Raw genomic sequence first — 21,161 nt, forward strand, 5'->3', positions numbered from 1 at the left:
GAGAGAACCGCCGGCTGCCGGCGGAAAATAGACATGGCCTTTTAGCGGTCGCACCGCAGCCTGTCCAGAAACACCAAATGGGCTCAAATCCCGGCTTTCACCAGCGCTTTGAAATGCGTCTGACTCGCCGTCAAACGCGAACCGCCGGCACGGGGCCGGCGGTTCGAAACGCATCGATTACGCAAACTCAAAATCAAAACATCAAATCGAAACCTGGCTGACGCTCCGCGAGGCGTCGCTTGCCCTACATCGCCCCGGCGTCGTCCTCGAAACCGTCGTCGCTGCTTTCGGAGCCGCCGTTTTCAAGGAATTTCTCAGCGATCAGCCCGGCATTCTGCCTCAGCGCCAGCTCGATCTCGCGCGCCGTGTCGGGATTGTCGCGCAGGAACAGTTTTGCGTTTTCGCGGCCCTGGCCGAGACGCTGCGAATTGTAGGAGAACCAGGCGCCCGACTTTTCGACCACGCCCGCCTTGACGCCGAGATCGACCAGCTCGCCGGTCTTGGAGACGCCCTCGCCATACATGATGTCGAACTCGACCACCTTGAAGGGCGGCGCCAGCTTGTTCTTGACGACCTTGACGCGGGTCTGGTTGCCGACGACCTCGTCGCGATCCTTGACCGAGCCGATGCGCCGGATGTCGAGGCGGACCGAAGCATAGAATTTCAGCGCATTGCCGCCGGTCGTCGTCTCGGGCGACCCGAACATGACGCCGATCTTCATGCGGATCTGGTTGATGAAGATGACCATGGTGTTGGAGCGCGAGATCGAGGCGGTGAGCTTGCGCAGCGCCTGGCTCATCAGGCGGGCCTGCAGGCCGGGCAGCGAATCGCCCATCTCGCCTTCGATTTCCGCCCGCGGCGTCAGCGCCGCCACCGAATCGACCACCAGCACGTCGATGGCGCCGGAGCGCACCAGCGTGTCGCAGATCTCCAGCGCCTGCTCGCCGGTATCGGGCTGCGAGATCAGCAGGTTTTCAAGATCGACGCCGAGCTTGCGGGCATAGACCGGGTCGAGCGCATGCTCGGCATCGACGAAGGCGCAGATGCCGCCCTTCTTCTGGGCTTCGGCCACTGTGTGCAGCGCCAGCGTCGTCTTGCCCGAGCTTTCCGGCCCGTAGATCTCGACGATGCGGCCGCGCGGCAGGCCGCCGACGCCAAGCGCGATATCCAGCCCAAGCGAGCCGGTCGGCACCGTTTCGATCTCGACAACCTGCTCGTTCGCGCCGAGCCGCATGATCGAGCCCTTGCCGAAGGCACGCTCGATTTGCGACAGCGCCGCATCCAGAGCCTTTGATTTGTCCACCGCTTTGTCCTCTACAAGCCGCAAAGAATTCTGAGCCATGATACATCACCCCGTGGTCGTCAATGGAGGCCGGACAATCCCGCAATCCCTTAAAAGAATGTACCTCATTTGTTCTCATTTGTCAATGAGCACCAAGGGCTTGAAAAATAATGGATATCCATATTTGTTCTATTTTTGTTTCGCAATTTTGCTTCCGGATATATCCCGCCTCGCATGCTGCGCCGTTGCCGTCACCATCCGAATCGGACCCGCGATTGCAGGGTTCCGCCCGGCGACCTAGTCTCCTCCCGGGCAACAGCTAAGGGCATTTTGCCGGCATGATGAAATCCCCGACGATCCTGGCCGTGGGCGGCGCCTATATCGAGCGGCGCGGCCGGGTTGCCGGCGCCTTCGTGCCAGCCGCCTTGAACCCCGGCACGATGCACGAGCATGTTGGTGGCGCCGTCTTCAACGCCTTGCGCTGGGCGATGCGGCGCGGCGTCTCGGCCTCGTTGCTATCGGTGCGCGGCGGCGATGCCCTTGGCGACACGGTTTTACGCGCCGTCACCGAGGCCGGCATTGTCGACCTGTCGGCGGTGTTCCTCGACCGGGCAACGCCAAGCCATACGATCCTGATCGATAGCGACGGCCGGCTGATCGCCGGCCTTGCCGATATGGTGCTCTACGAACTGGCGCTTCCCAAGCAGATCCGCCGCGCCAAGGTGCGTGACGCCATCGGTTCGGCCGACGCGGTGCTGTGCGATGCCAACCTGCCGTCGACCGCGCTGGAGCGGCTGGCGGCACTCGCCGCCGGCAAGCCGGTGTTTGCGCTTGCAGTCTCGCCCAGCAAAGCGGCGCGGCTGACGCCGGTGCTTGATCTTCTGGCGATGGCGTTCATGAACCGGCACGAGGCCGGCGTGCTCGCCGGCGCCGACATCGATGCTGGCGATCAAGGTATCGTCGACGGCCTGAGACGCGCCGGCCTGAAGAGCGGCGTGGTCACTGCCGGCGACGGACCGGTGCTCGGTTTCGACCAATTGGGCGCGTTCTCGATCTCGCCACCGCCGTTACAAAAGCGGACCGATGCGGCCGGCGCCGGCGACGCATTGGCCGGCGCGACGATCGCCGCCCTGCTGCGCGGCCTGACGCTGCGCGTAGCACTACGTGAAGGCGTTGCCGCCGCGATGCTCGTCGTCGAGAGCGCCGCCTTCACCAGCGCTGGCTTTGCCGAAGCGCTGGCGCTCGTGCCCGAGGCGCGGGACCTGGCGTGAAATGCGGCCCAGAATTGCCGAAGCATGGCGCAGCCTATTTGCCGGCGCGCCGTCCTGCCTCGTAGGCGCGGCGCGCCCAGATCGCCATCTCGTCGGGATCGTCGAATGCGCTGTCGGGAACGCTCCAATAGGGCATCGACACGAGCTTGCCGTGGCGCGAGCCGGTATAAGTCCATTGCCGGCAGCCGGCCGCTTCGAAATCCGGGGCGCTTTCGGCGTCGGCCTTCAGCATCAATTCGCCACGGATGACGATGGCGACAATGACGCCGTCGAAATAGATGCCCTTGCCGCCGAACAGCTTGCGGATGCTGACCGGGCCGACGCCTTCGAAAAGCTCTTCTATGCGCTCGTTGTCCATGCGGCGATCATGTCACCCGGATTTCCCCTTGTCATCGACGCAACCGGCACCATCCTGACAAGTTCAGAATCAATTTCGTCGGAGTTTTTCATGCCGCTTCTGCTCAAGGGGTCCTGCCGGTGCAATGCCGTGCGTTTCGAGGTGGAAAGCCACACGCCGGTGCCGTTCATGCTGTGCTACTGCTCGATCTGCCGCAAGCAGCAGGGCGGCGGCGGTTTTGCCATCAATCTCGGCGCCGATTACGAGACGCTGAAAATCCAGGGCAAGCGCCATCTCGGCGTCTACCGCGCCGAGATCGAGGACGACGAGCACCCGCAACGCGAAACCTCGACGGGCGAGCGGAACTTCTGCACGAAATGCGGGACGGCACTCTGGCTCTACGATCCAACCTGGCCGGAGCTGGTGCATCCCTTCGCCTCGGCGATCGACACCGACCTGCCAAAGCCGCCGGAGAAGGTGCATCTGATGCTGAAATACAAGGCGAACTGGGTCGAGCCCGACATCGGCGAGGGCGACAAGGTTTTCGATGTCTACCCGGAGGAATCGATCGCCGACTGGCACAAGCGAACGGGGATGTGGGTGGATTAGCGTTCTTCTCCCCGTTTGCGGCAGAGCTATCGCATATGGGCAAGCGCCCCCTCACCCGGATTGCCAACCGAATTGCGAAGGGCAATTCGGGGCAATCCGACCTCTCGCCGAGGGGAGAGGAAGTCGCCAGCGCTGGCGCCAGCCTCTTCTCCCCATCGGGGAGAAGGTGGCCCGAAGGGCCGGATGAGGGGGCTCCCCGTATGCGATTGCCGCCGGGAACGGCGAAGGAAAAGCCTCAGGCCGAAGCGCGTGCTTCGGCCAGTGCCTTCAGATCAGCCGGCTTCAGCTCGACCGATTCGCCGCAGCCGCAGGCCGAGCTCTGGTTCGGGTTGCGGAAGGTGAAGCCGGTGCGCAACGTCGTCTGCTCGAAGTCCATCTCGGTGCCGAACAGGAAAAGTGCCGCCTCAGGTGCGACATAGACGTGGGCGCCATCACGCTCGATATGGTCGTCCTTGGTGTTGGGTTCGGTCACCAGATCGACCGTATATTCCATGCCGGCGCAGCCGCCCTTCTTGATACCAAGGCGAATGCCATGCGCATTCTCACGGGTCGCGACGATCTCGCGCACCCGGTCGGCGGCCTTTTCGGTCATCGTGATGACGGCGAAGCGTCCCATTTTTTCCTTCTCCATTGCGCGCAGGTTCAAGGCCTGCCGAATGATTCCTCACCTAAAATGGTGAAGTTTTGTACCCGGCGCAAGTGCGCCAGCCTCTGGCTGGTCGGATGCTAGTACCACCCAACCGCCACCTGCGCCTCTTCCGACATGCGGTCGGGCGACCAGGGCGGGTCGAAGGTCATGTTGACCTCGACGCCGGAGACGCCCTCGACGGCGCCGACGGCGTTTTCGACCCAGCCGGGCATTTCGCCGGCCACCGGGCAGCCCGGCGCGGTCAGCGTCATGTCGATCTTGACCGAGCGGTCGTCCTCGATGTCGATCTTGTACACGAGGCCGAGCTCATAGATGTCGGCCGGGATTTCGGGGTCATAGACCGTCTTCAGCGCCGAGACGATGTCATCGGTCAGCCGCGCCAGTTCATCGGCGGGAATCGTTGATCCGGAAACCGCCGCATTGCTCATCGTTTCCGAAGCGGTCTCGGCGGTGTGGCTGGCATCGTCCATGATCGTCACCCGAAGAACTTTCGCGCCTTTTCCAGCGCATCGGCCAAAGCATCGACTTCGGCCCTGGTATTATACATGCCGAACGACGCCCTGCATGTGGATGTTACGCCGAAGCGTTTCAACAGCGGCTGGGCGCAATGCGTGCCGGCGCGGACCGCCACGCCCTGCCGGTCGATGACCATCGACACGTCATGGGCGTGGATGCCCTGCAGCTCGAACGAGATGATGGCGCCCTTGCCCGGCGCATCGCCGAAGATGCGCAGCGAATTGATGGCGCGCAGTTTTTGATGCGCATAATCCTTCAGATCGGCCTCATGCGCGGCGATGCGCTCGCGGCCGATCTTTTCCATGTATTCCAGCGCAGCACCAAGCCCGATCGCCTGGACGATCGGCGGCGTGCCGGCCTCGAAACGGTGCGGCGGATCGTTGTAGGTGACGATGTCTTGCGTCACCTCCTCGATCATCTCGCCGCCGCCCATGAACGGGCGCATGCGCTCCAGAATATCCTTCTTGCCGTAGAGCACACCGATGCCCGACGGGCCATAAACCTTGTGGCCTGTGAAGACGAAGAAATCGCAGTCGAGATCCTGCACGTCGATCGGCATATGCACGGCGCTCTGGCTGCCGTCGACCAGCACCGGAATGCCGCGCGCGTGCGCAATGCGCACGATCTCCTTGATCGGCGTCACCGTGCCCAGCGCATTCGACATATGGGTGATGGCGACCAGCCTGGTGCGGTCGGTCAGCCGCTTCTCGAATTCCTCGATGTGGAAGACGCCGAGATCGTCGACCGGCACCCAGACCAGTTTCGCGCCCTGCCGTTCGCGGATGAAATGCCACGGCACGATGTTGGAATGATGCTCCATGATCGACAGGACAATTTCATCGCCCTCGCCGATGTTCGGCATGCCGAAACCATAGGCGACCGTGTTGATCGCCGCCGTGGTGTTCGAGGTGAAGACGATGTTGTCGGTGCTTGGCGCGTTGAGAAATCTCTGCACTATCTTCCGCGCGTTCTCATAAGCGTCGGTCGCGGCATTCGACAGGAAATGCAGGCCGCGATGGACGTTGGCATATTCCTGGGAATAGGCGTGCTGGATAGCGTCGAGCACGGCCTGCGGCTTCTGCGCCGAGGCGCCATTGTCGAGATAGACGAGAGGTTTTCCGTAGACTTGCCGCGACAGGATCGGGAAGTCGCGGCGGATCGCCTCGACGTCATAGGGGATGTTTTCGACTTTCTGGTCCATTACAAGCTCTCTCGAGGCACCGCCTCATTCCGTCCAGCACCCCTCATCCGACCGAACTTCGCTCGGCCACCTTCTCCCACAAGGGGAGAAGGGAAGGCGCTCTACCCGTGCGCCACGAACCAGTTGTCGAGCCTCGCCTCCAGCGCCTCGACGATGGCCTCGTCGTCCAGTTCCTCGATCACTTCGGCGACGAAGGCCTTGACCAGCAAGCCGCGCGCGGTCTTCTCGTCGATGCCGCGCGCCATCAGGTAGAACAGATGGCTGCGGTCGATCTCGGTGACGGTCGCGCCATGGCCGCAGACGACGTCGTCGGCAAAGATTTCGAGCTCCGGCTTGGTCGAGAACTCGCCGTCGTCCGACAGAAGCAGCGTGTTGCAGGCCATCTTGGCGTTGGTCTTCTGCGCATATTGGTGGACGTTGATGCGGCCCTGGAAGACGCCGCGCGCTCTGCCGGTCACCACGTTGCGGATGACTTCGGTCGAGGCGGTATGCGGCACGGCGTGGTCGAGCACCATGGTGACGTCCGTATGGGTGTCGCCGGCCAAGAGATTGATGCCGCGCAGCGTGAAGTCGGCGCCCTCGCCGGTCGTCTTCACAACGACCTCCTGGCGCACCAGCTTGCCGCCGGCATTCATGACGAACAGCGTCAGTTTCGAATTCTTGCCGAGATGCGCCTTGAACTGGGCGAGATGCGTCGCCGTATCCGGCTGCTCCTGCACGACCAGCCATGTCACTTCGGCGCCTTCGCCAAGCAGCAGCTGGCTGACCGAACTGACCAGCGCCGCCCCCTCGCCTGCCTGGCGTTCGACGACGACAGCGTTGGCGCCGGCACCGACGCGGACGGCCAGGCGTACATGCGTCTGTCCACCGGCCTGCAAATTCTGCAATTCGACCGGCTTGTCCAGTTGGGTACCTTCGGCGATGTCGACGAAATAGCCGTCGGCGACAAAGGCGGTGTTCAGCGCGCCTATGGCATCGTCGCTGCCATAGGAATCCAGCCCAGGCGCTGCGCTGCCGTCGGTCAGCTTCTCCGATAGGCGCTGCACGACAACGCCTTCGATATCGGGCAGTTTCGTACTCGAAACGCCGTTCAGCACCGGCAAAACGCTGGAGCCCTCGACGATCGGCGCAATGGCTTTCGCGACCGCTGCCGGATCGAAGTCCGGCACCGAGGTCAGCAGCCGGCGCAGGTCCGTATAATGCCAGGATTCGATGCGCCGCGTCGGCAGGCCACTCTTGATCGCCTCGATGGCGTCGTCGCGCTTCAGCATCACCGCACCGTCGCCGGGCAGCAGCGACAGCCGCTCGCCAAAGGCGTCGATCAGCGCCGTTTCGGCTAATGTTCGCTGGGGTGTCGTGTGCATATTCATCAGTATCGCCTTGTTTGGCTTGCCTTCCGGGCCTGCTGGCATCTCACGCGGCTTGCCCGATCACGCCGGCATAGCCATTGGCCTCGAGGTCGAGCGCCAGCGACTTGTCGCCCGACTTGATCACCTGGCCCCTGTAGAGCACGTGCACCGTATCAGGCACGATGTATTGGAGCAGGCGCTGGTAGTGGGTGATGACGACGATGGCCCGGTCCGGCGAGCGCAGCGTGTTGACGCCGTCCGCGACGATCTTCAACGCGTCGATGTCGAGCCCGGAATCGGTCTCGTCGAGGACACACAGCTTCGGCTCAAGCAGCTTCATCTGAAGGATCTCGGCGCGCTTCTTCTCGCCGCCGGAAAAGCCGACATTGAGCGGCCGCTTCAGCATCGCCATGTCCATGTTGAGCGAGGCCGCCGCTTCCTTCACGCGCTTGAGGAATTCCGGGATCTTTAGCGGTTCCTGGCCGCGCGCCTTGCGCTGCTCGTTCATCGCCACTTTCAGGAATTCCATCGTCGCGACGCCCGGTATCTCCATCGGGTACTGGAAGGCGAGGAAAATGCCCGCCGTGGCGCGCTCGGCCGGATCCATGTCGAGGATCGACTGGCCGTTGTAGAGGATGTCGCCCTCTGTGACCTCATAGTCCTCGCGGCCGGCGAGGATGTAGGACAGCGTCGATTTTCCCGAGCCGTTCGGCCCCATGATCGCGGCAACCTCGCCGGCCCTGACCGTCAGGTTCAGGCCGCGAATGATCTCGGTGCCGTCATCGACGATACGGGCATGGAGGTTTCTGATTTCAAGCATTCTTATTCTTTCCTGAAAATTCTTTATCGGTCAGCCGACCGAGCCCTCGAGGCTAATCCCGATCAGCTTCTGCGCCTCGACCGCGAACTCCATCGGCAGTTGCTGGATGACGTCCTTGACGAAGCCGTTGACGATCAGCGCGATCGCCTCTTCTTCCGGAATACCGCGCTGCATGACGTAGAACTTCTGGTCCTCGGAAATCTTCGAGGTGGTCGCTTCATGCTCGAACTGCGCGGTCGAGTTCTTGGCTTCCATGTAGGGTACAGTGTGTGCGCCGCACTGATCGCCGATCAGCAGGGAGTCGCAGTTGGTGAAGTTGCGGGCGTTGGTCGCCTTGCGGTGTGCCGAGACCTGGCCGCGATAGGTGTTCTGCGAGAAGCCGGCGGCAATGCCCTTGGAGATGATGCGGCTCGACGTGTTCTTGCCGAGATGGATCATCTTGGTGCCGCTATCGACCTGCTGGTAGCCGTTCGAGACGGCGATCGAATAGAACTCGCCGCTGGAATCATCGCCGCGCAGGATGCAGCTCGGATATTTCCAGGTGATAGCCGAGCCGGTCTCGACCTGCGTCCACGAAATCTTCGAACGATGGCCGCGGCAGTCGCCGCGCTTGGTGACGAAATTATAGATGCCGCCCTTGCCTTCGGCGTCGCCGGGATACCAGTTCTGCACCGTCGAATATTTGATCTCGGCATCGTCGAGCGCGATCAGTTCGACCACCGCGGCATGAAGCTGGTTCTCGTCGCGCTGCGGCGCCGTGCAGCCTTCGAGATAGGAGACGTAAGCCCCCTCCTCGGCGATGATCAGCGTGCGCTCGAACTGGCCGGTGTTCTTTTCGTTCATGCGGAAATAGGTCGACAGTTCCATCGGGCAGCGCACGCCCTTGGGCACGAAGACGAAGGAACCGTCGGTGAACACGGCCGAATTCAGCGTCGCGTAGAAATTGTCGGAGGTCGGCACGACCGAACCGAGATATTTCTTCACCAGCTCCGGATGCTCGCGGATCGCTTCCGAGATCGAGCAGAAGATGACGCCGGCCTGCGCCAGCTCCTTCTTGAAAGTGGTGACGACGGAGACCGAATCGAACACTGCATCGACGGCGACGCGGCCGGACTTGTAGACGTTGTCGCTGGCTTCCTCGAGCTCCGAGGCATCGGTCTTCTGCACGCCGGCGAGGATTTCCTGTTCCCTGAGCGGAATGCCGAGCTTCTCATAGACCTTCAGCAGTTCGGGATCGACGTCGCTGAGCGAAGTCGGCCCGGGCGTGCTCTTGGGTGCCGCGTAATAGTAGAGGTCCTGGAAATCGATTTTCGGATAGTGGACGCGCGCCCACTTCGGCTCGTCCAGCGTCACCCAGCGGCGATAGGCTTCCAGGCGCCATTCCAGCATCCAGGACGGCTCGTCCTTCTTCGCCGAAATGAAGCGGATAATGTCTTCGCTCAGGCCCTTGGGGGCCTTGTCCATCGCGATTTCGGTCTGGAATCCGTATTTATACTGGTCGACATCGATCTTTCGAACTCGATCGATCGTCTCCTGCACAGCAGGCATCAGCGTTCTCCATCCACGCCGGGGTCAAGGCCCGGCAGTTTTCAAACTATGGCACCGCAAGCGAGCACCCTTGGGCATCCGAGGCGGCGTAAGTTTCATATAGTGCGTTCATGCCGGAAATTCACCCGGCCAAATGCGAACGCACGGCTCTACCAGGCCGCAAGGCCCAAATGTTCCGTTGCCGCGCTCAAGCGGCCTTTTCCCTGTTTGCCCGCCGCGCGACGATCGTCGCCAGCGCCGAACGAAACAGCTCGATATCCTCGGCGCATGTCGCGTGGCCGATGGACACGCGCAGCGCGCCAAAGCCGTCGCCATAACCCATGGCTTTCAGCACGTGACTCGGCCCGACTTTGCCCGACGAACAGGCCGATCCAGCCGACAGCGCCACGCCGGCCAGGTCGAAAGCGATCTGCGCCGTCTCGGCCTTGATGCCGGGAATAGCGAAGAACGTGGCGTTGGCAAGCCTCGGAGCGCCGGTCCCGAAGATTTCGGCGTCTGGCACCTGCGTTTTCACGATCGCCTCGACTTCGTCGCGGCGCTGCCGCACCGCATCGATCGTTTGCAACCCGGCAAGCGCCTCGCGCGCCGCCGCGCCAAACCCGGCAATTGCCGCCAGGTTTTCGGTGCCGCCGCGATGGCCTTTCTCCTGGCCGCCGCCGCTGACCAGCGGTTTCGGCATCATCAAGCCCGACGCTGCGACAATGGCGCCGACGCCCTTGGGGCCGCCGATCTTGTGCGAGGAGAGAATCAAATAGTCTGCGTAACCCGCTGACATATCGAGCGGAATGCGGCCGGCCGCCTGCACCGCATCGACAACCAGGATGCCACCCGCCGCCTTGACGATTTCGGCAATGCGGCCAATCGGCTGGATCACGCCGGTCTCGTTGTTGGCGGCGTGGATGGTCACCAGCGGCAAACCGTCAGCCTTGTCATGCGCACTAAGTGCTGACGCCAAGGCGTCGAGCCTGACGATGCCGTCGGCATCGACGCCGATCCGCGTTACCTGCCCCGCGGGGAAGCGCCCGCCATTCAGCAGGCAGGGATGGTCAGCCTCGGACACGTAAAGCCGGCTCATGCGGACGGCGCCGCGCCCCATCTGCCAGTCCGGCGTCAGCAGCGTCGAGGCCGCTTCCGTCGCGCCGGAGGTGAATACGACATGCTCGGCTTTGGCGCTGACCAGTCGCGCCACGTCGCGCCTGGCGTCTTCGATCAGCCGCCGCGCCGCGCGGCCCTCGGCATGGACCGAGGACGGGTTGGCGGCGATGTCGAGCGCAGCGACCACGGCCGCGCGCGCCGAGGCAAGCAGCGGCACGCTGGCGTTGTAGTCGAGATAGGCGCGTGCTCCGGCCATTTCCGTCCAACTGGTCCCTTCAAAAGCCGTTCCGCGAAGATAGCGCGTTATTTCCTTGAAATTGCAAGGCAAGACGTCCTATTTACGCGGCTTGCGGCGCGGGTGGCCGAGCCACAGCTTTTGGCCGCCCAGTTTTGAACAATTCTAAACTAGCTTCTAGAAAGACGCTCGCCCTGCGTCAAGGCCCTAGGGAAGACTGGGGCCTAGGGAAGACTGGGGCCAGAGGAAGAGTTGTTCCGGGCGCCGCGCAATTTATACCAAGTGGAGTATTTCATGCCTGAGGTCATTTTCACCGGTCCCGCCGGCCGTCTGGAGGGTCGCTATCAGCCCTCGAAGGAAAAGAGCGCGCCGATTGCCATCGTCCTGCACCCGCACCCCCAGTTCGGCGGGACGATGAACAACAAGATCGTCTACGACCTCTTCTACATGTTCCAGAAGCGCAATTTCACCACGCTGCGCTTCAATTTCCGCGGCATCGGCCGCAGCCAGGGCGAGTTCGACCACGGCACCGGCGAGTTGTCCGACGCCGCTGCGGCGCTCGACTGGGTGCAGTCGCTGCATCCGGATTCCAAGAGTTGCTGGGTTGCCGGCTATTCGTTCGGCTCGTGGATCGGCATGCAGCTTCTCATGCGCCGGCCCGAGATCGAGGGCTTTATCTCGGTCGCGCCCCAGCCCAATACCTATGATTTCTCGTTCCTGGCGCCATGCCCGTCGTCCGGCCTGATCATCCATGGCGATGCCGACAAGGTCGCGCCGCCCAAGGACGTGCAGGGCCTGGTCGACAAGCTGCACACGCAAAAGGGCATTACCATCACCCAGAAGACCTTGCCCGGCGCCAACCATTTCTTTGCCAACCATGCCGAGCTTCTGATCGAGGAATGCGCGGACTATCTCGATCGCCGGCTGGCCGGGGAACTGTCCGACCCACGGCCTAAGCGGCTGAGATAATCGGGGAACGGCGATGTACCAACCACCTCACTTCCAGGAAACACGGCAGGACGTCCTGCATGGGCTGATCCGGGCGCATCCGCTTGGGCTGCTGGTGTCGAACGGCACCGAGGGGCCGGTCGCCAACGCAATTCCCTTTCTTCTAGACGCGGGTGTGCCGCCGAATGGCAGGCTGCGCGCACATCTGGCGAAAGCCAATCCGCAATGGCGGCTTTTGGCCGACAATCCCCTGGCGCCGGTGCTGGTCGTCTTCCAGGGCGCCGACGCCTATGTGACGCCGTCCTGGTATGAGACCAAGCGTGAAACCGGCAAGGTGGTACCGACCTGGAACTACGCCATCGTCCAGGTGCGCGGCATCGTCACGGTGATCGAAGACCAGGATTGGCTGGCCGAGCAGATTTCCGATCTGACGATGTCGCAGGAGGGCAGCCGCTCGGCGCCATGGGCGGTGACCGACGCGCCGGCGCCCTTCATTCAGTCGCAGATCAAGGGCATTGTCGGCCTGGAGATCGCCATCACCGAAATCAGCGGCAAATGGAAAGTCAGCCAGAACCGCCCGGCTGCCGACCGCGTCGGTGTCGCCGAGGGGCTCGAGAGCGAGACTGCCAACTCGGCCGACATGGTCCAGCTGGTAAGGTCCTACGGCGGGCTGGACGGCAAGTAATCTGGATTGCTTGCTCGACCGGTTCCAGGGCGGTCGCGGGCTCAATCGACCTTGGTCATCGCCGCCTTGCGCTCGTTGGCGATCAGCCAGAGATTGCGGATATAGATCAACAGGCCCATGGCCTGACCGGCGATGAACACCGGATCCTGACGCTGGATGGCGTAGACCAGCAGCAGGCCGCCGCCGAACAGCGAAAAGAACCAGAACGCGATCGGCACGACGCTGCGCTTGGCCTTTTCCGACGCCACCCACTGCACCAGAAAACGCATGGTGAAGAAGAACTGGGCGACGAAGCCGAGCAGAACCCAGGCATCGAATTGCTTGACGAAAACATCGTGAAGCCAGGTCGCCAATTCCTGAAGCACGTTACCCATGCCTGATTTCCTCTACTTTGGGCATTCTGCGGCGCCTGCGGCGCAGCCACCAGACGCCGGCAAGATCGAGCACGCCCTGAAGGCCGCGATCGAAGATGCCGTAATTCGATTTGCCGTAACGGCGGGAACGGTCGACGACGTCGCAATGGACGACGCGGTAGCCCTCCTGGATGACCAGCGCCGGAACAAAGCGGTGGGTGCCGTCGAAGAACGGCAATTTCCGCAAAATGTCGGTGTGGATCGCCTTGAGGCCGCAGCCGGTATCCCGCGTCTCGTCGTGCAGGATGGCTTTTCTCAGCCCGTTGGCGAAACGCGACGCCAGTTGCTTGATCTTGCTGTCGCGGCGCTTCAGACGCTGTCCCTGCGCCGCCCCGACGTCGGGACCAGCCTGCCGCAACGCGTCGATCAACACTGGGATGTAGCCGGGGTCGTTCTGGCCGTCGCCATCGATGGTGGCGACGATATCGCCGCGCGCCGCCCACGCGCCCGACCGCACCGAGAGCGACTGGCCGGCGGATTTTTCATGCCTGAGATGGCGCAGCGGAAACCGGCGAAGCGCTGCTTCTGCGGCAAGCACCGAAGGCGTATCGTCTGTCGAGCCGTCGTCGACGACAATGACCTCGAAGTCCCGCCCGGCCATGGCAGTGCCGATCTCGTCGAGCAGAAGCGGCAGGTTCGCCGCCTCGTTCCGGCAAGGAATGACGATGGATATCTCCGGCATCTCGACTCTGTCACAGGATATGGCATTCGATCGATGCCGCGCGGTCCAGAGGAAGAGTCCCGCTGGCGCGGCGCCTCATTACGCCAGCCGAAACAATGACGCAAGCAGGCCGCGCCGGAAGCGAAGGGCAATCGCTTCAGGTTTGGATTGCCTCTCACGTTACCGTTCCAGGGAGAGCTGGTTGTCTCGCGACGTGCGGCTCTCCCTTCTCCCCTTGTTGTGCGAGAAGGGAAGAGGGCGCGCCAAAACCGGATTCCACTTTTGCTGATCGCGCTTGAGTGCTAAACGCCGGCCTTCACGCATACCCGGGCCGCGTTCGGCCGGAAGCCTTCCAGGAAAGAAAAATGTCCGCCTTCAAATCCGACTTCCTGCGCACGATGAGCGAGCGCGGTTTCATCCACCAGACCTCGGACGATGCCGCCCTCGACCAGCTTTTCGCCACGGAAACGGTGAGCGCCTATATCGGCTTCGACGCCACAGCGAGAAGCCTGCATGCCGGGTCGCTGATCCAGATCATGATGCTTTACTGGCTGCAGCAGACCGGCCACCGGCCAATCGCGCTGATGGGCGGCGGCACCTCGATGATCGGCGATCCGTCGTTCAAGGACGAGGCGCGCAAGCTTTTGACGCCGCAGGACATCGAGGACAATCTCGCCGGCATCCGCCGCAACTTCACGCCCTACCTCAAATTCGGCAGCGGCCCGAACGACGCCGTCATGATCAACAATGCCGACTGGCTGATGGATATCAACTACGTCAATTTCCTGCGCGATGTCGGCCGGCATTTTTCGGTCAACCGCATGCTGGCCTTCGATTCGGTCAAGCTCCGGCTGGATCGCGAGCAGTCGCTGTCGTTCCTCGAATTCAACTACATGATCCTGCAGGCCTACGACTTCGTCGAGCTCTACAAGCGCCTTGGCTGCCGGCTGCAGATGGGCGGCTCCGACCAGTGGGGCAACATCGTCAATGGCATCGATCTCGGCCATCGCATGGAAGGCGCGCAGCTCTATGCGCTGACGACGCCGCTGCTCACCACCTCCTCCGGCGCCAAGATGGGCAAGTCGGCCTCGGGCGCGGTCTGGCTCGATGCGGAAATGTTGAGCCCCTACGAGTTCTGGCAATATTGGCGCAACACCGAGGATGCCGATGTCGGCCGTTTCCTGAAGCTCTACACGACCCTGCCGCTCGCTGAGATCGCGCGCCTCGAACGGCTCGGCGGCTCGGAGATCAACGAAGCCAAGAAGATTCTCGCCACCGAAATCACCGCCATGCTGCATGGCCGCGAGGCGGCGGAGGAGGTAGCCAAGACAGCAGAAGCGCTTTTCGAAAGAGGTCAGTCAACCGAGTCATTGCCGACAGTAACAATCGACAAAGGAGAGGATGACAGATGGCAATTTGGCAGGTCGAATGCTGCAATTGCGGTCGCGTCCGGGCTTGTGTCATCTAACTCGGAAGCTCGGCGCAAGATGGCGGAAGGTGCTCTACGCATCAATGACAGGGTCGTCACCGATCCGAACGAAATTGTCTTGTGGACCGACCTGTACGAAAACACCGGAGCATTCAAAGTTCAACTGGGGAAGAAGAAGGTCGTTCTGGTGCGGCCGATCTAACGCCTGCTGAGGCTCAGGTGAAACCTAGCCGGGGACGGGCGCAAGCAATGGATCGCTGCATTCCTCGGCCACTGTAACGGCATGGATCCTAGGGTCTCCGCGACGTCGCTTCGCGCCTGCTCCGCCCTAGGATGACGAAGGCATGGTGGCTCAAGGCTAGTCGCGGATGTCGGAGAGCGAGGCGGTCGCGTGGCGGCCGATGGCAAAAGCAACCTTCGAGATTGGCTGAAACCACCCCTCGCTTCGTCATCCTAGGGCGGAGCAGGAGCGAAGCGACGTCGCGGAGACCCTAGGATCCATGCCGTTCCCTCTAGGCGCCGCTACGCTGAACAGCACCTCACCGGGCCTTTTCGCCTCACCCGCCTACCCTACCCGCCTCAGCGATACTCGAAGATCGACCGGAATATCCCGGGCGCGATTACCGATAGCGGATTGACGTCGAGGATTGGCTTGTTGGCGTTGCCCCTGAGTCTGTAGGTGACGCCGATCAGGCCGCGGTCGCGGCCGTTGCCGAGCAGCGCGCCGATCAGCGGCAGTTCGCCGAAGATGCGGTTTACGCCGTAGGCCGGCATGAACGTGCCGGTCATGTCCATGTTGTTGTTCTGGTCGTAGAGCGTGCCCTGGAAGGTGGTGCCGATGCGCGAGCCGCGCAGCACGCCGTTGCGCAGCTTGAGATAGCCGCTGCCCTTGTCGATCTCGCTGAAACCGCGCTCGAACTTCACCCTCGACGTGTCGAGATTGCCTTTGACCGCCTCGTTGAGGCTGCGGCTGTCGCCGGCCGGCGTCGTCGACACGATCGAGGCGAGCTTCGGCTCGTTGACGACAACGAAGTCCTTGGCATCGACCTGGCCTTTCATCGGCCCGTCGCCGGCCCCGGTGAGCGCCAGCGTAATCGAGCCGCCTTCCATATGCTCGTAGATGTTGAGGAAGCGCAGTATGGCGCCGGCGTCGGCCGACTTCATGTTGAGCGTTCGCAGGCCGCCGCCGGTCGTGTTGCTGACGGTGATCGCGGCTCCCGAACTTGCCGTGGCGCTCACCTTGAGCCCGTTCACCCGGGAGCCGGAGGCGCTGTAGTCGAGTTTCAGATTCGACAGCACCTCGTCGTGGAAGCCGGTCAGGGAGCTGACGTCGGCGCTGACCGAGATCGCATCGACGCCGGTGGTCTTGGTGGCGGTATCGACATCGGACGTGAATTGCTTGATCAGCGAGCGTGCGTCCAGCGCGCTGCCGCTGACCTCGACCGCATAGGCCTTGCCCGACCGCTTCACCGAGACGGCGACGTCGTCGCCCCTGTTCAACGTGACCTTGCTGAACCGGGCCGAGGACAAGGCGCCGTTGACCAGCACCGCGCTGCCGTCGATGGAGAAGGTCTTGCCGTCGAGTTCGAAATTGGACAGCGTCGTGGTGTCGCCGGTCTTCGCCATGGCGAAGGTGACCTTGGCGGGGATGCCGGGCCCCTTGCTCCAGCCGGCCCAGGGAATGTCCAGCCTGGCATTGGTCAGGTCCGCCGACACGTTCTGGTTGCCGGTGCCGCTCTTGTCGATCGCCACCTTGATGGTTCCGGAAAGCAGCGTCGACAGGCCAGGCATGGCGGTGGCGCGCGTCTTGTCGTCGAGCACCAGCACCACTTTACGACTGCGCGGCGGGCCGCCATCCCTGAGCGGCTCGATCAGATCGAGCTCGGCCGGAATGCCGTTGAGCAGTGCCTTGGCCGAGATCACCGCCCGGTCGGGCGCGACCGTGATCGAGCCGTCGGCATGGCTGACCGTCTGGCCCTCGAACGGCTTGCCCAGCGACAGGTCCTTGTAGTCGAGCGCCACCAGCCAATCGAGTTTGGAAGAGTCGACACCGGACTGCAGCGGGATATCGGCCTTGACGTGGCCGGTCACCGTGCCGGACAGGTCGTCCGGCAGCAGGCCGACATGGCGCATGGCGTTGATCGGGTCAAACGATGCCAGTTCGGCGATTGCCGGCGCCTCGCCGGCGACATCGATATCGAGCGCGCCGATCACCGGCGGATGGTTCGCCGCCTTGACGGTGAGCGTGCCGTTGCTCGCCGCCACGGTGCGGCCGCTCGGCATATAGACGCTGCCCGAGGACAACGCGACGTCGACGTCGTTGCCGTGGAAGCCGACGACGCCGACGGCATCGCGGATCGGCGGAATGCGGCCGGCCGTGTCGAAGCGCGATCCTTCGACCTGGAATCGGCCGAACACTTCATCGGCGGAAAGCGGCACGCCGTTGCCGAGCCGTCCGGGTACGACCTGGAACTGCAGGCTGCCATCGACGACGCGGCCGCCGAACAGGTTCTTAAGCACCCACAACCTGGCGTTACGCGCCGAAAACCATGGCCATAATTGCTTGACGTGCGAGACCGGCATGTCGTGGACATTGAGCGCGACCGATATGCCCGGCGCCTGGTTGGCGACGAATGAAACCGAAGCCGTGCCCAGCACTTCGCTGCCCGGTCCGGACCGGACGCCGATCTGCTCGGCGACCAGCTTTTGGCTCGTCGGCTGGTAGACGCCGGCGATACGGGCAATGAAGCCGAGTGCCGGCTCCGGCGAATCCGAAGGCGCCAGGGTCGAACCGTCGCTGGTCAGGTCGTAACGATAGGATGGCTCCTCGCCCGCTGTGCCGGTAGCCGGCTTCGGCCCGATCGAACCGGCGAAATCGAAGGTCGAGCGGCCGGTTTTCACCAGCAATCCGTCGACCTGGATCTTGTTCGAGCCGGCGACGAGCGTTGCATCGAGATCGATGTCGGCCGGAAGCAGGCCGCGCGAACCGAGATCGAGCACCGATCCGGTCAGCGACAGGGCAGCAGTCAGCCGCGAACCGTTGTCGCCGGCCCCTTCCGATCCCGCCAGCTTCAAGGCGATCGCGCCCAATTTGCCACCTGCTGCCGCAGCGTCGGCATCCGCCGCCAGGATACTGGCGTCCAGCGTGGTGATGCGTCGCGTCGCCGGATCGCGGGTGGCGGAAGCGGCGATGGTAAGCGCCCTGCCGTCGACATCGGCGTCGGATGAAAACTCCATGCTTCCCGGTCCCGACTGCGAGACGGAGGCGTCGGCGATGGTGACCGACTTGACCGATCCGGTCTCGGGCAGTGCCAGCTCGACATTGCGCAGATCGATCTGGCGCATCGAATCCTCGCGCACCGCATCGAGCGCGCGGTTGAGATTGGCGAAGACGGCGGCGGAAAGTTTTTCCGGATCGATGAGGCCGTCCTGGTTGCGCAGCCCGGCCGTCCAGTCGCCGCCGGACGGCATCGCCGCCATGACGATGTGCGCGTCGGAAATCCGGGCGCTGGTCAGCCGTACCTCGCCCGAAAGCAGCGGGATCAGTCGGATGCCGAAGCGGACCCGGCCGGCATCGGCCATCGGTTTTCCGTCGGCGGTCTTGAGGCTAACGTCGCTGACCTGCAGCGCAATGAAGCTCGACCCGTCAAGCGTCAGCCGGGCCGGCCCGACGGCAACGTCGACATCGAAGCCAGCCAATTTCTCGATTGCCGTTTCGGCTTCCGCGCGAAGCCGCTCCGAGCCGAAGCCGGACACGCCGATCGCATAGACGCCGGCGGCAGCCAGCAGCACAAGGGCGACTAGGCCGGCAAACAGCCGCGCCATCAAACGAACGCCGCGACCGATCGACGCCTGGCCGAGCGGCGGGACGCGGCACGCGGACGGAAAGGTTCCCAGGTCGGTGATCTCGTCACGCCTGAACCTGATCTTCTCGTGCTGCGGTAGCTCCTGATCCACGCAATCTTCCGTTGAAACGAATTCGATCGTGGACGAATCCCCGCTCGACATTATATCGATGCAGCCTGGCGCGTAACCTCAAACAAGGGCATCGGTATGGCTGACCTCGACGTGGGCGATGTTGCGCCGCAATTCGATCTTCCGCGCGACGGCGGCGGTTCACTCAATCTCGCCGCACTGCTGGGAAAGTCCATCGTACTCTATTTCTACCCACAGGACGACACCACAAGCTGCACCAACGAGGCGATCGGTTTTTCGCAGTTGAAGCCGGAGTTCGAAAAGGCCGGCGCCGTCGTCATCGGGCTGTCGCCGGACAGCGTCAAGAAACACGACAAATTCAAGGCGAAATACGATCTGAGCATCGACCTTGTCGCCGACGAAGAGCGCAAGGTGATCGAGGCTTACCATTTGTGGGTGGAAAAGAAGCTCTACGGCCGCACCTATATGGGCGTCGAGCGGGCGACGTTCCTGATTGGCCGGGACGGACGCATCGCCAGGATCTGGCGCAACGTCCGCGTCAAGGGGCACGCCGAAGACGTGCTGGAGGCGGTTCGCGCAATTTGAGAGCTGCGGCAGGCCGCTGCAATTCGATACCCGTTTTGCGCGAAGACAAAACTTTGTTAACCCTAATAATGTGTAATCAGGCTCGTCGTTGGTGTCGTAACGAAAGCTTGGTCCCGTGAACGTAGCCAGTCAGTCAGCGGTCTTCGGCAGACGCAAAGAGCCCCACACGGTCATCATCGCCCGGGGCGACCAGATAAGGCATTTCACCATACGCCCGTGGCTGGCTGCATTTTGCGGCTCGGCGCTGGCGGCGGTCGTCATTGGCTACCTGCTGGCGACCTCTTATCTGGTGCTGCGCGACGATCTGATCGGCGCCACGACGGCGCGGCAGGCGCGTATGCAGCAGGCCTACGAAGACCGCATCTCGGCACTGCGCAGCCAGGTCGACCGTATCACCAGCCGCCAGCTTCTCGATCAGCAACTGATGGAAACCAAGGTCAGCGAGCTGCTGGAACGGCAGAGCCAGCTCAGCCTGCGTCACGGCCGCCTCGGCCCGATCCTCGAACGAGCCGAAAATGAGGTCGCAACGCCGCCCGTGCCGACGGCAAAGCCGGACGAACACGCCGACGCGATCGGCAGCATCCAGCCGATGGCCTATTCCGTCGCCAGCCTTGCTGCCCCCCCTGCCAGCAACGACACGAGGCCGTTCTCGCTGTGGTCGACCCGCGCCGATCCGCTGCCGACCGAAAGTGCGGCCGACCGGGCAGACAAGCTCTTCGTTTCGATCAACAACTCGCTGAAGGCCATCGAGAGCCAGCAGCTCACGCGCATCGCCACACTTGCCGACAATGCCTACAAGAGCGCCGACGCGATCTCGCAGGCGCTCGAGGCCGCCGGCCTGCCCGTCGATAGCGAATTCGAAAAGAGCGACGTCGGCGGCCCGCTGATACCGCTCGACAGCTCGTTGGTCTTCGACAGCAAAGTCAAGGAGTTGGACGAAGCGCTTGACGCGCTGGATCATCTTAAAAAGGAAGCGCGCCGGCTGCCGCTCGCCAACCCCGCCCCCGGCCATAGCGTCACCAGCCCGTTCGGCGTGCGCACCGACCCCATCCTCGGCACGGCCGCCTTGCATTCCGGCATGGATTTCAGGGCGCCGGTCGGTATGCCGGCCAAGGTCACGGCAGCCGGCGTGGTCGTCAAGGCCGGCTGGAACGGCGGCTACGGCCGCATGATCGAGGTCGACCACGGCAACGGTTTTGTAACGCGTTATGGGCATCTCAGCGAAATCGACGTCGCCGTCGGCCAGAAGCTCGATGCCGGAGACATCATCGGCAAGACCGGCAACAGCGGCCGCTCGACCGGCCCGCACCTGCACTACGAGGTCCGCCACAACGGCGAGGCCATAGACCCGCTACGGTTTCTGACCGTCGGCAAGAAGGTCGCGCAGTACCTCTAGGAGCCGGGCTGCACCTCAGACGACCCAGCAATTGAGCGGCATCGGGCCTGCGCAGCCAGACCAAGGCGCCTCGCATAAGTATCCTCGGGCGATCGCCCTTCGCTCCATTCTCCCGAGCAAACATTCGGCTCCAGCCCTTGAGGCTTGTGCCCACAGCGTTGACTCCGGCATAGTTGTAGGATGATATGTATAAACC

19 protein-coding genes are annotated in these 21,161 nt (G+C 63.0%); 7 read left to right on the top strand and 12 right to left on the bottom strand.

The window, feature by feature from the left end; all coding sequences use genetic code 11:
* Positions 1 to 244: 244 nt before the first annotated feature.
* Complete coding sequence (recA, locus tag NKH13_RS04385) at positions 245 to 1,342, bottom strand: recombinase RecA (protein ID WP_023717366.1); 1,098 nt, start codon at positions 1,340 to 1,342, stop codon at positions 245 to 247.
* Between the two features lie 278 nt (positions 1,343 to 1,620).
* Between recA and NKH13_RS04390 the strand changes: the two genes are divergently transcribed.
* A complete protein-coding gene (locus tag NKH13_RS04390; RefSeq protein ID WP_352714716.1) occupies positions 1,621 to 2,553 on the top strand; it encodes a PfkB family carbohydrate kinase in 933 nt (310 codons plus the stop codon).
* Positions 2,554 to 2,587: 34 nt separating this feature from the next.
* Here the strand turns inward: NKH13_RS04390 and NKH13_RS04395 are convergent, their stop codons facing one another.
* Complete coding sequence (locus tag NKH13_RS04395) at positions 2,588 to 2,911, bottom strand: TfoX/Sxy family protein (protein WP_352714717.1); 324 nt, start codon at positions 2,909 to 2,911, stop codon at positions 2,588 to 2,590.
* A gap of 90 nt (positions 2,912 to 3,001) precedes the next feature.
* On the opposite strand from NKH13_RS04395, the gene NKH13_RS04400 reads away from it, so the two are divergent.
* Positions 3,002 to 3,499: a GFA family protein gene (locus tag NKH13_RS04400; protein ID WP_352714718.1), complete on the top strand. Its 498-nt coding sequence runs from the start codon at positions 3,002 to 3,004 to the stop codon at positions 3,497 to 3,499.
* Positions 3,500 to 3,734: 235 nt separating this feature from the next.
* Here NKH13_RS04400 and sufA read toward each other — a convergent pair whose 3' ends face one another.
* From sufA to NKH13_RS04435, 7 genes are all read right to left on the bottom strand, one after another.
* The gene (gene sufA / locus NKH13_RS04405; RefSeq protein WP_006206001.1) at positions 3,735 to 4,115 is read right to left on the bottom strand and encodes a Fe-S cluster assembly scaffold SufA; all 381 of its coding nucleotides are present in this window, start codon (positions 4,113 to 4,115) and stop codon (positions 3,735 to 3,737) included.
* A 110-nt stretch (positions 4,116 to 4,225) separates the two neighbouring features.
* Positions 4,226 to 4,618, bottom strand: a complete 393-nt coding sequence (locus NKH13_RS04410) for an SUF system Fe-S cluster assembly protein (protein ID WP_352714720.1) — start codon at positions 4,616 to 4,618, stop codon at positions 4,226 to 4,228.
* A 5-nt stretch (positions 4,619 to 4,623) separates the two neighbouring features.
* Entirely contained in the window at positions 4,624 to 5,865 is a 1,242-nt protein-coding gene (locus tag NKH13_RS04415) for a cysteine desulfurase (protein ID WP_352714722.1), read from the bottom strand.
* Between the two features lie 101 nt (positions 5,866 to 5,966).
* Positions 5,967 to 7,235, bottom strand: coding sequence for a Fe-S cluster assembly protein SufD (gene sufD / locus NKH13_RS04420; RefSeq protein WP_352910838.1), 1,269 nt, complete (start codon positions 7,233 to 7,235; stop codon positions 5,967 to 5,969).
* Positions 7,236 to 7,278: 43 nt separating this feature from the next.
* Positions 7,279 to 8,034 carry a Fe-S cluster assembly ATPase SufC gene (sufC, locus tag NKH13_RS04425; protein ID WP_352528789.1) on the bottom strand — a complete coding sequence of 252 codons (756 nt, stop codon included), beginning with the start codon at positions 8,032 to 8,034 and terminating at the stop codon, positions 7,279 to 7,281.
* A 30-nt stretch (positions 8,035 to 8,064) separates the two neighbouring features.
* Positions 8,065 to 9,582 carry a Fe-S cluster assembly protein SufB gene (gene sufB / locus NKH13_RS04430; RefSeq protein ID WP_352910840.1) on the bottom strand — a complete coding sequence of 506 codons (1,518 nt, stop codon included), beginning with the start codon at positions 9,580 to 9,582 and terminating at the stop codon, positions 8,065 to 8,067.
* Positions 9,583 to 9,769: 187 nt separating this feature from the next.
* Positions 9,770 to 10,933 (bottom strand): cysteine desulfurase family protein, encoded by a 1,164-nt coding sequence (locus tag NKH13_RS04435; protein WP_352714728.1) that lies wholly within the window; start codon positions 10,931 to 10,933, stop codon positions 9,770 to 9,772.
* A gap of 273 nt (positions 10,934 to 11,206) precedes the next feature.
* On the opposite strand from NKH13_RS04435, the gene NKH13_RS04440 reads away from it, so the two are divergent.
* Positions 11,207 to 11,881 carry an alpha/beta hydrolase gene (locus tag NKH13_RS04440; RefSeq protein ID WP_023674683.1) on the top strand — a complete coding sequence of 225 codons (675 nt, stop codon included), beginning with the start codon at positions 11,207 to 11,209 and terminating at the stop codon, positions 11,879 to 11,881.
* A 13-nt stretch (positions 11,882 to 11,894) separates the two neighbouring features.
* A complete protein-coding gene (locus NKH13_RS04445; RefSeq protein ID WP_352714730.1) occupies positions 11,895 to 12,545 on the top strand; it encodes an FMN-binding negative transcriptional regulator in 651 nt (216 codons plus the stop codon).
* 41 nt (positions 12,546 to 12,586) lie between these two features.
* Here NKH13_RS04445 and NKH13_RS04450 read toward each other — a convergent pair whose 3' ends face one another.
* Entirely contained in the window at positions 12,587 to 12,919 is a 333-nt protein-coding gene (locus tag NKH13_RS04450) for a lipid-A-disaccharide synthase N-terminal domain-containing protein (RefSeq protein ID WP_023717355.1), read from the bottom strand.
* A complete protein-coding gene (locus NKH13_RS04455; RefSeq protein WP_352714732.1) occupies positions 12,912 to 13,640 on the bottom strand; it encodes a glycosyltransferase family 2 protein in 729 nt (242 codons plus the stop codon). Before NKH13_RS04455 ends, NKH13_RS04450 begins: the two co-directional genes overlap by 8 nt.
* 344 nt (positions 13,641 to 13,984) lie before the next feature.
* Here NKH13_RS04455 and tyrS point away from each other — a divergent pair, with 344 nt between their 5' ends.
* Positions 13,985 to 15,250, top strand: coding sequence for a tyrosine--tRNA ligase (tyrS, locus tag NKH13_RS04460; RefSeq protein WP_352714734.1), 1,266 nt, complete (start codon positions 13,985 to 13,987; stop codon positions 15,248 to 15,250).
* 377 nt (positions 15,251 to 15,627) lie between these two features.
* On the opposite strand, the gene NKH13_RS04465 is transcribed toward tyrS, so the two are convergent.
* Complete coding sequence (locus tag NKH13_RS04465; RefSeq protein ID WP_352714736.1) at positions 15,628 to 19,005, bottom strand: hypothetical protein; 3,378 nt, start codon at positions 19,003 to 19,005, stop codon at positions 15,628 to 15,630.
* Between the two features lie 96 nt (positions 19,006 to 19,101).
* On the opposite strand from NKH13_RS04465, the gene NKH13_RS04470 reads away from it, so the two are divergent.
* On the top strand, positions 19,102 to 19,569 hold the full coding sequence (locus NKH13_RS04470) for a peroxiredoxin (RefSeq protein ID WP_352714738.1): 468 nt from the start codon (positions 19,102 to 19,104) through the stop codon (positions 19,567 to 19,569).
* 115 nt (positions 19,570 to 19,684) lie between these two features.
* Entirely contained in the window at positions 19,685 to 20,965 is a 1,281-nt protein-coding gene (locus tag NKH13_RS04475; RefSeq protein ID WP_352714739.1) for a M23 family metallopeptidase, read from the top strand.
* Positions 20,966 to 21,161 lie beyond the last annotated feature (196 nt).

Origin of the sequence: Mesorhizobium sp. M1348, from assembly GCF_040317925.1 — a bacterium.
GTDB lineage: Bacteria > Pseudomonadota > Alphaproteobacteria > Rhizobiales > Rhizobiaceae > Mesorhizobium.

What these genes read in the sequence shown, in the direction of transcription:
- recA (WP_023717366.1), bottom strand. Translation starts at nt 1,342, where the DNA reads ATGGCTCAGAATTCTTTGCGGCTTGTAGAGGACAAAGCGGTGGACAAA.
- NKH13_RS04390 (WP_352714716.1), top strand. Translation starts at nt 1,621, where the DNA reads ATGATGAAATCCCCGACGATCCTGGCCGTGGGCGGCGCCTATATCGAG.
- NKH13_RS04395 (WP_352714717.1), bottom strand. Translation starts at nt 2,911, where the DNA reads ATGGACAACGAGCGCATAGAAGAGCTTTTCGAAGGCGTCGGCCCGGTC.
- NKH13_RS04400 (WP_352714718.1), top strand. Translation starts at nt 3,002, where the DNA reads ATGCCGCTTCTGCTCAAGGGGTCCTGCCGGTGCAATGCCGTGCGTTTC.
- sufA (WP_006206001.1), bottom strand. Translation starts at nt 4,115, where the DNA reads ATGGGACGCTTCGCCGTCATCACGATGACCGAAAAGGCCGCCGACCGG.
- NKH13_RS04410 (WP_352714720.1), bottom strand. Translation starts at nt 4,618, where the DNA reads ATGGACGATGCCAGCCACACCGCCGAGACCGCTTCGGAAACGATGAGC.
- NKH13_RS04415 (WP_352714722.1), bottom strand. Translation starts at nt 5,865, where the DNA reads ATGGACCAGAAAGTCGAAAACATCCCCTATGACGTCGAGGCGATCCGC.
- sufD (WP_352910838.1), bottom strand. Translation starts at nt 7,235, where the DNA reads ATGAATATGCACACGACACCCCAGCGAACATTAGCCGAAACGGCGCTG.
- sufC (WP_352528789.1), bottom strand. Translation starts at nt 8,034, where the DNA reads ATGCTTGAAATCAGAAACCTCCATGCCCGTATCGTCGATGACGGCACC.
- sufB (WP_352910840.1), bottom strand. Translation starts at nt 9,582, where the DNA reads ATGCCTGCTGTGCAGGAGACGATCGATCGAGTTCGAAAGATCGATGTC.
- NKH13_RS04435 (WP_352714728.1), bottom strand. Translation starts at nt 10,933, where the DNA reads ATGGCCGGAGCACGCGCCTATCTCGACTACAACGCCAGCGTGCCGCTG.
- NKH13_RS04440 (WP_023674683.1), top strand. Translation starts at nt 11,207, where the DNA reads ATGCCTGAGGTCATTTTCACCGGTCCCGCCGGCCGTCTGGAGGGTCGC.
- NKH13_RS04445 (WP_352714730.1), top strand. Translation starts at nt 11,895, where the DNA reads ATGTACCAACCACCTCACTTCCAGGAAACACGGCAGGACGTCCTGCAT.
- NKH13_RS04450 (WP_023717355.1), bottom strand. Translation starts at nt 12,919, where the DNA reads ATGGGTAACGTGCTTCAGGAATTGGCGACCTGGCTTCACGATGTTTTC.
- NKH13_RS04455 (WP_352714732.1), bottom strand. Translation starts at nt 13,640, where the DNA reads ATGCCGGAGATATCCATCGTCATTCCTTGCCGGAACGAGGCGGCGAAC.
- tyrS (WP_352714734.1), top strand. Translation starts at nt 13,985, where the DNA reads ATGTCCGCCTTCAAATCCGACTTCCTGCGCACGATGAGCGAGCGCGGT.
- NKH13_RS04470 (WP_352714738.1), top strand. Translation starts at nt 19,102, where the DNA reads ATGGCTGACCTCGACGTGGGCGATGTTGCGCCGCAATTCGATCTTCCG.